Below are 16,300 nucleotides of genomic sequence, written 5' to 3' on the forward strand. Positions count from 1 at the left end.
CATAAACCAAACAATAAAAATAAGCACTCATAATATTTAAACCGACAAAATAAATCTAAAAGAGCAGCCACCAATGTCGCTAGGATCATTCATACTAAAAGTAATACATTTAAAGGATGCATAGAGCCAACCCCCTACACATCCCTCTCCCCAAATTTAAGCCCTAAAACGGGACATGAGAACCGTCCCCAGGTCCTTTCTGAAGATGGAATTGATGATCAAACAAAAATGGACCGCCTTTTTGAAGAAGTTATTGAACTCAAAAAGGAAATAGAGAAATTGGAAAAGGAAAAAGCTGCATTAGAAGAATCGTTGGGTGTTCTACCCTTTTAAAAAGTAGGTTCCTCTGCCTATTTGGAAAAATTAGGTGGAGGAATTTTAAATGCTTAAGTGGGGGATTTTTCGATTGACAAATACAACTCAACGTATACCAGCTCCAAGCCATCAATTTCGATTCTTGGAATCGATGAATCCAAAGGAAGAATAAGCATTTTCAAGTTCAATTTCCTAGCAGCGAGGATTGCAGCAATCATCCCCTCAACCGGTTGAACCGTTCCATCCAGTGACAACGCACCGATAAAGCCAGTTTCCACCGGAATCTTTTCCTGGATGAAACCACCACTCTTAAGGATGCCAAGTGCAATGGCCAAATCAAACAAGGGCCGTTCTTCTTCTGCTCCGCCGGTGACAGATTGATGATTACCTTCCTCTCCACCAGCGGAAACCCAAGTGTATGCAGCGCAGCCGTCACCCGCTCCTTCGACTCCTTCACTGAAGCATCAGGTAGCCCGACAATCACAATGGACTCAAACCCCTCCTTCACCTGAACCTCAACATCAACACGGTATCCCTCAAGCCCTTTCAAACCAACACTTGAAACTTTTGCAGACATACACAAACCTCCAAAAAGATTAAAATAGAAGAAAATTAATAGATTGAGATAAAAAGGTATGGAAACAACAAATAAATAGAAAGACATTGTGAAATTTATGGAGAAAAATCAAATAAAAGAAGAGTAGAAAAGACTAGCTCGAAATGGAGGAAATAAAGAAAGAACAAACTAAAAAGAAGAATACATGAAAGGAACTAAAGTAGAATACTAGAGGATAACAATCATCAAATCTATCATAAACCAAACAATAAAAATAAGCACTCATAATATTTAAACCGACAAAATAAATCTAAAAGAGCAGCCACCAATGTCGCATTAGGATCATTCATACTAAAAGAAATACGTTTAAAGGATGCAAGAGCCACCCCCCTACACATCCCTCTCCCTGATTTAAGCCCTAAAATGGGACTAGAGAACCGTCCCCAGGTCCTTCCACTTCGCTAATGAAACAGGTGTAAGTGCCGCTCACATCTCCAGGTTTCTTAGACAAATGATCGCTTCACCTCCCACGCCGGAAACAATATCAAAATTTGCAGCAAAAGCACATAATGAAGTTACATATCAAGATCTTATGGTTGCTGCTGGGCATTTAGCTAGAAAAGATGAATCGGATGAAAATAGAAATGGCGGAGTAGAGAAATACTCTCCGATGAACTTTAGAGAGCAAATGGAAGAGTTAGAGAGAAAATTCCTACAGGTTATATTGGCTGATTTATTTGAGAGGCCATTTAAATGGAGTGTAGAAAAGACTGAGGAAAGATTTAGATTCCCTGATATGGTACTTAACATAGAGCACAATGAATATAAAAGATGGTATCTAGATTTTAGACCAAGTATTCCAGGCCGGAACCACCCTTCATTCCACCCATTTCATCTTTATGGGCGGATTGCTACATTTGAATTACTTGAAACTGATAAATTTACTATAGTTGTTAATGATGAAAAGGATTTTAATTATATCATGAGGAGACTACCATTATCTCTTCGAGCTAATTTATATGTAATGCTTATTGATCTTGAGTGGGGAAAAATATTAAAAGAAGAAATGCTGTGCAAATATAGGAAGGATTAAATGTGGAGTATTATGTTATGAAGTACATGATCCTCTTTGTGGTGGGAAAAGATAAAAAGCACGACAAATAAGCCCGCCGAGCCACTTTTGGCCCAGCGGGTAATTGTAATTAGTCCTTCAAATTATAATAATCTACATACCAATCGGCAAATTTCTGAAGCCCTTCTTCAATCGAAGTCTCCGGCTTAAAGCCTACGGCTTTCTGTAATTGATCCGTCGAAGCATAAGTAGCTGGCACATCACCTGGCTTAATAGGTTCAAAGACCTTTTCAAATTGTACTTCTTTGCCTAGCGCTTTACTTAAGGCCTTTTCTAACGTTTCAATAAACACCATCAATTTTTCTGGGCTATTGTTTCCGATGTTAAAGACTTTATGTTGAACATCACCTTCAGGTGGATTACTTAGTAATCGATCAATCCCCTCAACGATGTCATCTATATAAGTAAAATCACGATAAAGGTCATTTTCAAAATCGCCATTATTAAATATCTTAATTGGTTCACCAGCAAAATATTTATTTGCAAATCCAAAATAGGCCATATCTGGTCTACCCATAGGGCCATAAACTGTAAAGAACCTAAGCCCAGTAGCTGGAATCTTATAAAGGTGGCTATACGTATGTGCCATTAATTCATTTGATTTCTTTGTAGATGCATAAAGTGATACTGGATTATCTACAAAATCTGTTTCCTCAAAAGGAACCTTTTTATTGGCCCCATAAACTGAACTAGATGATGCATACACTAGATGATCTACTGGATGATATCTACATGCCTCAAGGATATTATAAAAGCCAATGATATTACTTTGAATATAGACATCCGGGTTCTCAATTGAATACCTTACTCCTGCTTGAGCAGCTAGGTTTACTACAATGTTAGGCTTGTACTCTTCAAAGGTCTTCATTACCAAATCCTTGTCTGATATGTCACCTTTGATAAAACTAAACTTCTCATAAGGTTCCAAATTCCCTAAGCGAGTATGTTTAAGATTCACATCATAGTAGTCATTGACGTTATCAATACCAATCACCTGGCACCCTTGTTCTAGTAGTTTCCTAGATAGGTAGTATCCGATAAAACCAGCTGCTCCAGTTATTAGGTATGTTTTACTAGGATCAAGAGTTTTGTAATTCAAGGTTTTTCGACTCCTTTATTCCTTCTCTTGTTGCAGGCTTTCTTCCGATTGAGTGATACTCTACTCCAGCTTCTTGCATCTCTTCAACAAGATAAATATTTCTACCATCATATACTAGAGGAGTTCGCATTAGTTTCTTATACATTTCAGGTGTTAAAGCTTTTACTTCTCCCCATTCAGTAAAGATAAAGCAGACATTGGCCCCTTCCAAAGCATGCTCGATATTGGAAACATAAGTGATACTACCTTTGCCATCCTTACCTTCTGGGTGAACTTTAGCAAAATTCTCTGCTCCAACAGGATCAAATGCATAAATATCTGCACCTTGTTCTAATAATAAAGGTACATTTTCAAGAGATGCAGCTTCTCTCAAATCATCCGTTCCTGGCTTAAATGTCAATCCTAGCACAGCTACTTTAAGACCATTAAAGGTAATAAGCCTTTTACTAGCTTTCTTATATAGCATTGTTTTCTGCTCTTTATTAACATCAATAGCTGCTTTAACAGTTTTAAGTTCATAACCGTTCTGTTTAGCAATATATTCAAGTGCTTTAGTGTCCTTAGGGAAACATGATCCTCCAAAACCAATGCCTGCATTTAAAAACTTACTGCCGATACGTTCGTCAAAACTCATCCCTTTTGCTACATCTTGAATATCAGCACCAACTAATTCACAAAGGTTAGCAATATCATTCATATAAGAAATTTTCAGTGCAAGAAAGTCATTGGATGCGTATTTTATCATTTCAGCTGATCTTCTATTTACTGAAACAATCGGTAAATGGAATGGCTCATAAATCTTCATTAATAACTCTTCAGCCCACTTACTCTCTGTTCCGATAATTATTCTTTCTGCATGAAGTGTATCATGAACAGCAGATCCTTGAGCCAAGAACTCAGGATTCGATGCCACTTCTACTTTTACATCGTTAACTAAAAAATCTTGGATAAATTGTTCTACTTTATCGTTTGTGCCCACAGGAACTGTCGATTTAACTACTACTAAACAATCTTTTTCTACCGATTCAGCAATTTCTCTTGCAACAGTTGCAATGTAGGAAAGATTTGCAGAACCATCAGGTTGCTCAGGTGTCCCAACACCAATAAAAATTGCATCTGCATCCTTGTAAGCTGATTTGAAGTCAGATGAATACTCGATTCTTCCAGCAGCATAATTTTTTTGCATCAACTCTTCTAAACCTGTTTCAAATATTGGAGAAACTCCAGATTTCATTAATTCTATTTTTTTTTCATCTATATCTACACAGGTTACTTGGTGACCCATTTCAGCAAAACAAACGCCAGCCACTAAGCCGACGTAACCAGTTCCTGCAACTGCTATTTTGTACATATTCATGCCTTCCTTTTCTTTAATTTTTTTCCATAATAAAATGTAAATACACATACTAAAGTGAATTTATTTTGCTTCTAAAATATCATAATGCTAATTAAGAGTTGTTTGGTAAATGTAACCAACCCCCCAATGTATCTCCAAATTCTTGTGGCCTAAATTCCCCTAGACCACTTTGATGATAGAAAGTCATTTCACCAAATAGGATTTTTTTATTTATATAATAAAAGTCAATCCTAACATGCGGAAAACCTTCAGCCAACTTTTTACTCAATTCAATCATTTCTTCTAATTTTTCCGGTTTTTTCAGTTTCATATTAAGTTCCCTAGGATAAGATATCTCTGCATCCATAAGATTCCATTCTAAATCATATAAATTTCTTCTTGTTTTAGATTTATCAGTTATACTAAAATCAACACTTATAAATTTAGGAACACCATTAAAACAAAAAAATCGATAGTCCCTTAGTTCTTTATCGTCATCTTGTTCTAGGAAACTCTCACAAATAATTTTAGGAGGGATATCTTTATATACCCACTCTCTTTTAGGATGATAAAAGTCTTGAGATAACCAGGTACTTAGTTGTTCAACCACTTTAGCCTTATCCATGGAGCCCTTGTCATTTACAATAATATTAGTACCACTAGCGTTGTTAGTCTTTAATACAAATGAATTTGGGAACTTTTCAAACGGAATCTCCTGTGGGTTATCCCCATACCATAGAAGAGGTACTAATACATCCTCGCCTATCTTTTCCTTTACAAACTCTCTTACTTTAAGTTTGTCCGCACAAATAGTCATAATCGGTTTTCGATCATACAACTTTATCCAATTTATCTTGTCATTAAAAGACTTTGGCTTTTTTAAATTCACTGATTTTCCAGTTCTTAATCTTGAATAAAGTTTTAAATAAATATTATCTGGAACCCAATTTCCATACCTCACCATAAAATTCATCATTGAGTATCTTATTTTTTTGTTATTTTTCACTAACTTCACCTTCCTTAACGATAAAGACTTAATAAGCTATATCATATAAAACTTTCTCTTCTAAACTCTTATAGCTATATCATAAACATTTTTTTAATCATTTAGCTTTATTGCTCTTCTTAAGATAAAATTCTTACTTTTTAATATTGTTATAACAATTAGAATTATATTAAGAACTCCTCCAGAAATAGCATATAGAGCTACTGCGATAATATCACTGTTAAACATATAGCCACCTACAGCAAGTGTAGCGATTCTCACTACTGTTGAAATAATAGAGAAAAACAAAAAGAACCTTTGCGCAGAAATAACTGGCAGGGTTTTAACACTCGGTATATTTATAAAAACAAAATAAGACCACAGCGCTATCCATCTAGCATATTCTCCAGCAACTATCCATTCTTCTCCAAATACTAATCCAAATAAGAACGGTCCAAAGGAAACTATTATTCCAAAAGGAATCAGTCCAACTGCAGCCATGACTAACGTTGCCTTAGTTAAAAATCCTGAAATGCTCCCACCTTCATTAGCCACTTCTGTTATACGGGGATAAAAGACATCACCAACTGAACGTCCGACTAATTGTGAAGGCAACTCCATTACTCTTTTCCCAATAGCGTAGAACCCAGCAGATGCTGGCCCGAAAAAAGTGGTAAGCATAATTATAGGAAGACCCTGTGATATAGCGTTAAAAAACATCTCAGGTGCTCGGTATACCGGAAAATCATAATATTTCTTCGCTAAGTTAAAGAGTGATCTTTTTGTTTTTCGTCTGTCCATATGTTTTTTCTTATTTGAAAAATTCAAAGATCTTCGGGCACCCCATACAAGCATTATACTATTCAATGCATTGCCTATTGTTGTGATAAAAATTAATGATGTAGCAACAGGATGGAAAAATCCGACTGCTGTTTTTGATATATTAACGAATAATGAATTAGTCACACTAACTTTTGCTGTCACTTTATAATATTTTTTTCGAATTAACCATTGCTCTGTTACCTGAAGCGTTGCTCCTAGAAACATCATTATAGGAATGAATAATAAATATGGGGCAAGCATTTCAGCATTAAATACCTTTATAATTGGGGCACTAAAAAGAATAAGAATAAATGACATTATTGTGGAAAGAATGATTGCAATATATAGTGAAAGGCGGATTAAACCTTTTGCCTCCGAATCTTCTCTTGGTAATACAATAGCAATAGGATAGGTTAATGAAGTAATAGGGCCCACTATGCCTATCATTGACATAAATAAACCAAGAATACCGAATATTTCAGGACCATACAAACGTGTGATTATTGGCGAAAATATAAGTGTAATAGCTTGTGCCGCCATAGTACCAGACGCTACAGTGAGAACATTTTTAATAAATCGCCTTTGTAATAAGCTTTTCAAAGTATATCCTGACCATTTAGTTTTGTATTGCTCACGCAAGTTCTTGCTGATGTTATCCAGCATATAGAAACTCCTTTATATCGACAATAATGTTAGTCTTCATTAGATATAATATTTACTGCTTTTTTATTAAACTTAAAAATACATCTTCATACTGTTTGACTATATTTTTTACATCAAATATATTAGATCTTCGCAATCCCGCTTTAGTAAAATGTTCTCTTCTTTTTTCATCATTCAGCAACTCGATGATTTTTTCAGCTATTGTTTTATGATCTTCAACTGGTACTAGTACTCCATATTTATTTTTATCGATTATTTCCCCAGGTCCTGAATTGCAATTTGTAGCAACTACCGGTGTTCCTACAGTCATTGCTTCAACTATTACATGGCCAAACCCTTCCCACTTTGAGGTCAAAACAAATACATCTGCTTTCTTCATATATTTATAAGGATTATCTTTAAACCCCATAAAATGGACCTTTTTTTCTATGCGTAATTCTTTGCATAAACCTTTTAGTTTATATTCATCAGCACCCTTGCCAATAATTAAAAGATTAGTATGGTATTCTCTTTGTACAATTTCAAATGCTTTTAATAATGTTGGGTAATCCTTTTGTTCGCCTAATTTCCCTACTGCAACTATTAACTTTTCATCTTTAATAAAGTCTAAATCAGACACTACTTCATCTTTAAGTAGATTAATATTGGTAATATCAACAGGATTATAAATAACCTCTATTCTATTTTCTTTAATTTTAAAGTTTTTTATTAGATCATCTTGCACTCCTTTTGAAAGGGATATTATTATGTGAGAACAGAGATTATATAAAAGAGAAGTAATAATTTTATTTTTAATAGTAACAGAACCAGACTGTGTTCTATTATTTGCTTCTCTTACAATGGTTGGAATTTTTTTAAAAGAGAATAATTTCGCCAAAAGTAAAACAATGTTATTTGTATTTAAAGTACTAAATAATAAATCTGGTTTTTCCTTTTTTATAATTTTATTTAGTTTAAAGATTATCTGCCTACGTTTTTCTGAATGTAAGAAGATTAATTTAATATCATTATTAACTAAATATAAGTAATCATTTTTATTATTTGATCCAATTACTAAAACTACTTCAAATTCACTTTTATTAATATTATTAATAATGTTCACTATTGTGCGCTCTGCACCACCACCAGCTAAATTATACATATAAATTAACAGTTTTTTTTTCAAAAGATTCCCTCCGATCCATAATGATTTTTCTACTCCTTTATGCACCATTTTTTTCATCTCAGAAAGACATAGTACAAATTTAATATCATAAATTTATATTCTCGTGATTTGTTAATGGGCAAAACTCACACCCTTTAGTACCCAAATCAAACGAAACAATTTTTGTCTAAGATTTAAATATAAAAATAACGAACTCTTATTGCGCTTTATCAGCAAGACACAAAAAGTTCGTAAGGATAGGGTTCTCATTTGTTCAGGGTCTATAACTAACTTGTTATTTTCATGTAAGAATTCTTTGTTTAATATACAAAACTCCTCAAACTTGGTCTTTAATACATTATATTTTGAAGTAGAATTAAACAAATCACTCGCTGCATAATCTAACATGGTTACATATAATTTACTTATCTCTAGAAATATTGAATCAGAATACCCTAGTTTACGAACTTCTTCAATAATATTATTGAAAATTATCATAAAACCCTTTTGTAGTTGCTTATCTTTACGCCTTACTCTTGAATTTTCAAGAACTTGATAATTATAAAGCGCCTCATTTACAACCGAAACCTTAGGTAAATGCAGCAGCAATAAATGATTAAATAATAAATCCGTACCATTAAAACTTTTCTTTAAAGAAAACCTTACTCCAGAATTTCTAATAAAGTCCAATCTATAAATTTTATTCCAAGAATCACTCATATAATACGTCTGTGCTAGTTCAGCATAGTGTTGTTCAACACTATCTTTAGTAATTTGTACAGTATCATAGGCCTTTTCGTTAATTCGAAAATACCTTACATATTTAGGATGATCTTCAGAATACACTCTTGTTTCACATACACAAATATCCGAACTCTCCTTGGATATTTTCCAAGTCATTTTTTCTATAAAATCATTATTAATATAATCATCCGAATCTACTGTACATAAATAATCTCCACTTGCTGCGTCAATTCCGGTTTGTCTTGCACTGCTTAATCCTTCGTTTTTCTTATTTATTAGTTTTACCCGGTTATCACTCTCATAACTACTACATATTTCCAAAGAAGAATCAGAAGATCCATCATTAACTAAAATTATTTCTATGTTACTGTATGTTTGATTAATAATACTATCAATACATTTGTTCAAATACCTTTCAGCATTATAAATTGGTACAACTACAGATACTAAAGGTGTATTCATTATATACTTTCCTTTCTACCAAAATTTTTTAGCTAGACATATCAGTCTAGCTAAAAAGGCAAGGTACTACTTTTTGTGTAAAAATTAATTACTTTTTAGCCCAAACAACTCTATTCACATAATCGGTATAAGAAATAATTATCCTTAGTACCTTTTCAGAAACATTGGGCATGCTATAATCTTTTACTAGTTTTAAAGTTTCTTTATTCTGACTCTCAATTACTTCAAGTCCTTGTAATATTCTTTCCTTTCCTAGCCCAACCATCATTACCGATGCTTCTTCCATAGCCTCTGGTCTTTCATGAGCTTGTCTAATGTTAAGAGCTCTAAATCCAAGTATAGAAGACTCTTCACTTATCGTGCCACTATCACTTAATACCGCTTTTGAATTTAACTGTAACTTATTATAATCATTAAACCCTAAAGGCTTCATCGTTTTCACTAAAGGATTAAATTCTACTCCTTTAGCTTCAATCATCTTTCTAGTTCTAGGATGAGTACTTACAATAACAGGCATATTATATTTTTCTGCTATTGCATTTAAGCTATCAACCATATTCAGAAAATTAGTTTCTGAATTAATATTTTCTTCTCTATGAGCTGATACAACAAAGTAGTTTCCTTTCTCAAGTTCCAATCTCTCTAACACATCTGAATTTTCAATATCATCTTTTCTAGAATTTAGCACTTCATACATTGGGCTACCCGTTTTAATAATTCGATCCGCTGGCAACCCTTCTCTTAAAAGATATTCTCTTGCAATATCACTATAAGTTAAATTGATATCTGCGGTATGGTCGACGATTTTTCTGTTCGTCTCTTCTGGTACTCTTTGGTCAAAACATCTATTACCTGCTTCCATATGGAAAATAGGAATATATCTTCTCTTTGCAGCAATCGCACATAAGCAGCTATTAGTGTCGCCTAGTACTAAAAATGCATCCGGTTTAACCTCTTCTAAAATAGGGTCAATTTTAATAAGTATTTTTCCTACCGTTTCAATTGCCGTCCCAGTAGCTGCATTAAGAAAATAGTCTGGTTTTTTCAAATTAAAATCTTTAAAGAAAACTTCATTTAATTCATAATCATAATTTTGCCCTGTATGAACAAGTGTATGCTCAATTGCATTTGATTCTTCTAATTTATTAATGACAGCTGACAATCTTATAATCTCTGGTCTAGTACCAACGACTGTCATGACTTTTAATTTCTTCATTAATTATACCTCCACGAAATAAGTGTCCGGCTTTTCCGGATTAAAGCATTCATTTGCCCACATTACTGTTACTAAATCACTATCTCCTACGTTTACAATTGAGTGTGTATATCCAGTAGGAATATCTACAACTTGTAACTTTTCTCCACTTACCCTATATTCAATAATTTCATCAGAATCTATCCTTCTAAAACGAATTACACCTTCTCCACTAACAACTAAGAATTTTTCATTTTTAGTATGATGCCAATGATTACCTTTTGTAATCCCAGGTTTTGACACATTCACCGAAACCTGTCCTCTTTCAGGTGTTCTGATAAATTCTGTAAAGGAACCTCTGTGATCACAATTCATTTTAAGATCATAAGAAAATTGATCCTCTGGTAAAAAGCTTAAATAAGTACTATAAAGTTTCTTAGTTAGTTCATCTTCCATATTAGGAATATTCAAATTTATTCTACTTTCTTTAAAACTCTTTATAAGATCCGCTAAATCTCCAAGTTTAATACTATGTGTTACAGGTACAACACAGAAATCATCCTGCATAGTTGGATTTCCTTCTAAAGCTTTTAAAAACTCTTCTAATACATCATCTATATAACAAAGATTAAGTTCTGCATCTGGATTATTTATCTGAATGCCCAAGCCTCTTGCTATATTATGGCAAAATGTAGCCACCACTGTATTATAATTAGGTTTACTCCACTTACCAAATAAATTTGGTAGTCGATATACATAAACTTTGACATCAGTCTCATAATAATAATTGAATAATAAGTCCTCTCCAGCCTTCTTACTCCTTCCATAAGGGTTGTCCTTTTCTGCTTGAATTGAAGAAGTAATAAGAACAGGAGCTTTATTATCATGTTTCTTTAATAATTCTAGTAATTGAGAAGTAAAACCAAAATTGCCATCCATAAATTCATCTTCATCTATTGGTCTGTTTACTCCAGCTAAATGAAAAATAAAATCTGCTTCCCTACAGTATTCATTTAGTAAATAAGGTTCCGATTTTCTACTATATTCAAGGATATCGTGATAGTTATTATTTCTTAATTCTGAAATTAGGTTCTTTCCAATAAAGCCGTTGGCCCCAGTAACTAGTATTTTCATACTCAAACCCACCTTTCTATTACAAAAACTATCTGAATACTTTTTTTATTTCTTCTACAAAAGACTGGGGTGTATTTCTATACATCTTTACCATTAAATCTTCTGTCGCCACTCTATGGTTTCTAGAATCTTTTATAAAGTTTTCAACTTTAACTACATTTTTATCAATCCAATTCCAATCCTCTTTCACTAGTAGAGAAAGGGGGTAATCTTTCAAATATTTTTTACTTGGTTCATCTTCAATAGGATAAGTTGATATTATTGGTTTTCCAATCGACATGTATTCAAATATCTTACTAGGTACCATTGAATTAATATTATTTCCAATATTTATTAATACGTCAGCATTTTTCAATACTTTTAGAGCTTCCTCATGGGGAATTTTATTTATAATTACTATTTTATTTTTTTTAGATTCATTTTGGTAATTTTCCAACATATTATTACATGTACTTGTACCTATTATAGTAAGTACACAATCTTTAATTCTTAGTCTTTTAAATATCTCTAGTAAATATTGGGGGTTACGTATATGGTGTGGTAGAGAACCAACGTATACCAAATTTATTTTGTCTTTTTCCAAGATTTCAGAAGTGCCCTCTACCTCATGCTTTTGGGTTAGTAAAGGAATATCAAGAAACTTTATTCGTGGGAAATATGATTCTGATTTACTGAAGACTTCATGGTGTTTTCGGCTTGATTCCATCATAATTATTTTATCCGCATATTTTAGTAACCGCCTCTCCCACTTCATCCCTCTTCTAATTGTCCAATTTCTCGAAAAAATTTTAGGCCCAATCCCTCCTGATAGTGAATCAAGAAAATAGGGTACAAATTTCACATTAGGATATTTTCTTTTAATTAAATATCCTGCAATCACAGTATCTATTTGTGTATAGACTGATATTATACAATCATATTCATTTCGAATATAAGCACTTTTGGCAGCCTTATAAAATCTATAAGAATAAAGAGGGGAAACCAAAGGCCATGTAGGAATACTTATAAATAATTTTGCTTTATTTAGTAAATATGATATCTTACTTAAAATCCTAGACATAGGTACTTTATTATTAGTGCACCACGAATCCATTCGATATGTTAAACGAGGTTTAATTCTTTTAATTTTTATTCCATTATTTTTTTCGAATTTAGGAACCTGATACTCTTGATTAGTTATTAGGTCAACCTCACATCCGTTAGATTTTAGTTCTTGCATTACCGCATCTGCACAAATCCCATTAGCTGACATGTGTTCGCCTACTAAAACTAGTACCTTTTTCATAGCTACCCTCCTTAGCGACTAACGTTTAATTGGATGGAATTATTGTCTCTGACTTTGATTTTAACATTATGGTTTGAATAACAGATAAGAGAAAGTATTAGTACAACCCAGAAACTATGAATAATTTCTGCCGATGCTGATAGCCCAAAACATAAAATAATTAACATTTTAGTATATAAGTTCTTCGCGTTAATATAAAACATTAATAGTATTCCAACAAAAAATACCAGACCTATTATTCCCGTACAATATAATAAATAGGCTAAACTTGAATACCAAATTCCTTCCGGGGTATTCCCAAAACCAGCTCCAAAAAACAAAGTGAAAATATTATCCTTTAATCCAAAAGCAAAATATCCTTCAGCTCTTGCAGCAAAAGCTGTGCCAGTTCCACTAGCTAATATTCGTGATATATTATTTTGTACAACATCACTTTGTAATATAAATGGTAAAATTACTAATAAAAGAATAGGAAAGATCATTCCAAATAATCTTTTTTGTTTTGATAGGGTATTGCTAAATAATATATAAACAGCATAGAGCACCCACAAAAATGCAGCCAAAATTAAGCCTTGTCCAGATGTTGAAATTAAAATACCAGTAGTTAAGAATATAGAAGATATAATATTCTTCATGTTAAACTTTTCTTTGTACAATAATACTACTAATCCAATAAGAGCATACTGACTGTAGTGTGCAGGTTCTAAAAAAAATGATGTTGGCCTATAAAAAAGCATGTTATATATTGAAGCATAATCATACGTTTCATAATGTGATGTATAAACTGGTATAAATGGTAAAAAACCCTTAAGAATTATTCCAAAATAGTTATAACTAATGTTTTGAATTAATATATATATAGTTGCTAAAATAGATACATTTTTAATAATTTTACTTGTATAATCTATACTAAAATATTTTTTAGATAAATAATAAATTATTAGAAGATAAAAGGTAAATCTTACAGTACGAACAAAAACATCAGCAATTTGACTTGAATCAAAGAACATAGCTATTAAGGTTGTCATTACAATAAACCATCCAAATAAAATGATTGAATTAAAATGTTTTGGATTAAATACTACTCTTCGATTTAACAATACAGAATATGCAAGGAAGGCTATCAAAAGTATTTCCCCAAGATTAACTCCAGGTATTCCAGAGGAATAAATTGATATTATCGGTAGTAACGCAATTAAGACTGAATAAACTTTTACTACTTTACTGTCAATATTAATCATTTATTATTTCATCCTATTGTTTATTTTTCCGGATTGAATCATAGGCATGAAAATGTTATTAAGTACATTTATCCCATTATTATATTCAACCATTATTTTACTTAACAGGTGATTACATTTTTGTTCAAAGATGTCCCAAGATATAGAATTATAGTAGTTATATAAGTTATCTGCAAAATCCTGATTATAAGGGTTACATTCGAATCCAACTTTATTCTTTTCAACTTGTTCTCCCATAAAAGATCCACGATTACACAATTGAGGTATATATAGTGCGATTGCATCATAGAATTTATTTGCCATTGCCGATTGCATCGTCTTATCATTATCAAACAGATTGTGTATTATATCGGTCTCTTCTGCAAATTTATATCTATCATTAGGTTTATATTCACCATGAAAATGAACATTTTGTACATCATTTATTCTACAGAACTCTTTTAGATTTTGAGCTGTTTCTTGTTCTCTGCCGTGATAGTGCAGCTCAAATCTTCCATCATTAGCAATTCTACTGATAATGGCCTTATTAATTCTTTCATGTCTAATAAACCCCCAGTATCTAATACGAATAGGTTCCCTTTTTCTTAATTTTTCTTTTCTAATACTTCTATTAGTTAACGAATCTAAGATTATATTATGTGTAGTATAAATATTCTTGTTAGCGGGTAAATAGTCCCTAAAGGCATTAGAACTAACAAATGTTGCTACTGAATTGTCTACAAGCTTATGGAGCATTTTTTTATAAAATTTTATATTTTCATAAGTTACATCCCGGTAATCTAAAATATATCTTTTGTTATAGTCTTTTATCAAAACATCATATAATAGGATACAAGGTATAGTTGTTAGGCCAATTATAAGATCAAACTGCTCATTGTCTAAAATATTTTTTACAAAATATCGGTATTTTATGAAACTCTTTACCTTTTTTGCCTTTGCAACTTCATCCTCTTGAAATAACTTAAATTCGTGATACCTTAATTCATAAGGCAGATTAATATCTTCTTTTTCATCTCTATTCCAGTATATAACATGAATTTCATTTTCTTTTTCAGTTATATTATTAAGGTAAAAATTTAGGTAGGGCATATATCCTAGTTTACTAAAACCGATTATCAAAACTTTCATTTTCCACTTCACTCCAGTTAGCTTATCGTTAAAGTGCGTTCACTCCATAGTTCAAGTTCTTTTCTTACATAGTCCAACTCTAATAATTTCCCTTTTATTTGTTCTACGGTGAGAATCTCAGTATTATCTGAGTTATATTCATTTACGTTTGTAAGCTTTTGATCTCCTTCAGCGAAGTATTTGTCATAGTTTAAGTCTCTTTGGTCTGCAGGAACTCTATAGAAACCGGGTAAATCTTCTGCCTTTACATATTCCTCTTTGGTAAGAAGAGTTTCGTAACGCTTTTCACCATGGCGGGTTCCAATAATTTTTATTTCGTTGTCTGCATTAAATAACTCTTTTACAGCTTGAGCAAGGTCTCCAATAGTGCTGGCCGGGGATTTTTGAACCATAATATCTCCTGCCTCAGCATTATGAAATGCAAACACTACTAATTCTACCGCTTCTTCTAAACTCATAAGAAATCTTGTCATATTAGGATCCGTTACTGTTAAAGGCTGACCACTTTTAATTTGTTCAATAAATAAAGGTATAACCGATCCACGTGAGGCCATCACATTGCCATATCTAGTTCCACAAATTAGTGTCCTACTCGGGTCAACAGTTTTTGATTTTGCAACAAATACTTTTTCCATCATCGCTTTTGATATTCCCATTGCGTTGATGGGATATGCTGCTTTATCTGTTGAAAGACAAATAGCCTTTTTAACTCCGTACTCAATTGCAGCGGTTAAAACATTGTCTGTACCTATAATATTAGTTTTAACAGCCTCAAGAGGAAAAAACTCACATGATGGAACTTGTTTTAATGCAGCAGCATGAAAGATATAATCAACACCATGCATAGCATTTTTAACACTTGCTAGGTCCCTTACATCGCCAAGATAAAACTTAAGTTTATCATTTTTGTATAATTTCCTCATGTCATCCTGTTTTTTCTCATCACGTGAGAAAATGCGAATTTCTCTTATATCTGTATCTAGAAATCTTTTCATTACAGCATTTCCAAAAGAACCCGTACCACCTGTAATTAATAATGTTTTATTCTTAAACATAATT

13 protein-coding genes and 1 pseudogene are annotated in these 16,300 nt (G+C 32.5%); 1 reads left to right on the plus strand and 13 read right to left on the minus strand.

From position 1 onward, the window contains the following. Positions 1-386: 386 nt before the first annotated feature. Positions 387-979 (minus strand): annotated as a pseudogene (locus LG336_RS25955) (magnesium chelatase domain-containing protein). Positions 980-1,382: 403 nt separating this feature from the next. Here LG336_RS25955 and LG336_RS25960 point away from each other — a divergent pair. Beyond that, positions 1,383-1,964 carry a hypothetical protein gene (locus LG336_RS25960; protein WP_404330360.1) on the plus strand — a complete coding sequence of 194 codons (582 nt, stop codon included), beginning with the start codon at positions 1,383-1,385 and terminating at the stop codon, positions 1,962-1,964. Positions 1,965-2,073: 109 nt separating this feature from the next. On the opposite strand, the gene LG336_RS25965 is transcribed toward LG336_RS25960, so the two are convergent. From LG336_RS25965 to LG336_RS26020, 12 genes are all read right to left on the minus strand, one after another. Continuing rightward, the gene (locus LG336_RS25965; protein WP_404330361.1) at positions 2,074-3,102 is read right to left on the minus strand and encodes a GDP-mannose 4,6-dehydratase; all 1,029 of its coding nucleotides are present in this window, start codon (positions 3,100-3,102) and stop codon (positions 2,074-2,076) included. Further along, complete coding sequence (locus tag LG336_RS25970; RefSeq protein WP_404330362.1) at positions 3,083-4,453, minus strand: UDP-glucose dehydrogenase family protein; 1,371 nt, start codon at positions 4,451-4,453, stop codon at positions 3,083-3,085. Before LG336_RS25970 ends, LG336_RS25965 begins: the two co-directional genes overlap by 20 nt. A gap of 97 nt (positions 4,454-4,550) precedes the next feature. Beyond that, positions 4,551-5,444 carry an ATP-grasp fold amidoligase family protein gene (locus LG336_RS25975; protein WP_404330363.1) on the minus strand — a complete coding sequence of 298 codons (894 nt, stop codon included), beginning with the start codon at positions 5,442-5,444 and terminating at the stop codon, positions 4,551-4,553. 93 nt (positions 5,445-5,537) lie between these two features. Continuing rightward, positions 5,538-6,908 carry a lipopolysaccharide biosynthesis protein gene (locus LG336_RS25980; RefSeq protein ID WP_404330364.1) on the minus strand — a complete coding sequence of 457 codons (1,371 nt, stop codon included), beginning with the start codon at positions 6,906-6,908 and terminating at the stop codon, positions 5,538-5,540. 52 nt (positions 6,909-6,960) lie between these two features. Further along, positions 6,961-8,073: a glycosyltransferase gene (locus LG336_RS25985; RefSeq protein WP_404330365.1), complete on the minus strand. Its 1,113-nt coding sequence runs from the start codon at positions 8,071-8,073 to the stop codon at positions 6,961-6,963. Between the two features lie 111 nt (positions 8,074-8,184). After that, positions 8,185-9,258, minus strand: a complete 1,074-nt coding sequence (locus tag LG336_RS25990) for a glycosyltransferase family 2 protein (RefSeq protein ID WP_404330366.1) — start codon at positions 9,256-9,258, stop codon at positions 8,185-8,187. A gap of 88 nt (positions 9,259-9,346) precedes the next feature. Then, the gene (gene wecB, locus LG336_RS25995; RefSeq protein WP_404330367.1) at positions 9,347-10,474 is read right to left on the minus strand and encodes a non-hydrolyzing UDP-N-acetylglucosamine 2-epimerase; all 1,128 of its coding nucleotides are present in this window, start codon (positions 10,472-10,474) and stop codon (positions 9,347-9,349) included. 3 nt (positions 10,475-10,477) lie between these two features. After that, positions 10,478-11,587, minus strand: coding sequence for a capsular polysaccharide biosynthesis protein CapF (locus tag LG336_RS26000; protein WP_404330368.1), 1,110 nt, complete (start codon positions 11,585-11,587; stop codon positions 10,478-10,480). 28 nt (positions 11,588-11,615) lie between these two features. Further along, a complete protein-coding gene (locus LG336_RS26005) occupies positions 11,616-12,872 on the minus strand; it encodes a glycosyltransferase (protein ID WP_404330369.1) in 1,257 nt (418 codons plus the stop codon). 11 nt (positions 12,873-12,883) lie between these two features. Further along, on the minus strand, positions 12,884-14,113 hold the full coding sequence (locus LG336_RS26010) for a hypothetical protein (protein WP_404330370.1): 1,230 nt from the start codon (positions 14,111-14,113) through the stop codon (positions 12,884-12,886). 3 nt (positions 14,114-14,116) lie between these two features. Next, positions 14,117-15,241: a hypothetical protein gene (locus tag LG336_RS26015; protein ID WP_404330371.1), complete on the minus strand. Its 1,125-nt coding sequence runs from the start codon at positions 15,239-15,241 to the stop codon at positions 14,117-14,119. 17 nt (positions 15,242-15,258) lie between these two features. Continuing rightward, on the minus strand, positions 15,259-16,296 hold the full coding sequence (locus LG336_RS26020; protein WP_404330372.1) for a polysaccharide biosynthesis protein: 1,038 nt from the start codon (positions 16,294-16,296) through the stop codon (positions 15,259-15,261). Positions 16,297-16,300: the final 4 nt, after the last annotated feature.

The sequence above is a fragment of the Mesobacillus maritimus genome, assembly GCF_044803185.1.
GTDB lineage: Bacteria > Bacillota > Bacilli > Bacillales > Cytobacillaceae > Mesobacillus_B > Mesobacillus_B maritimus_B.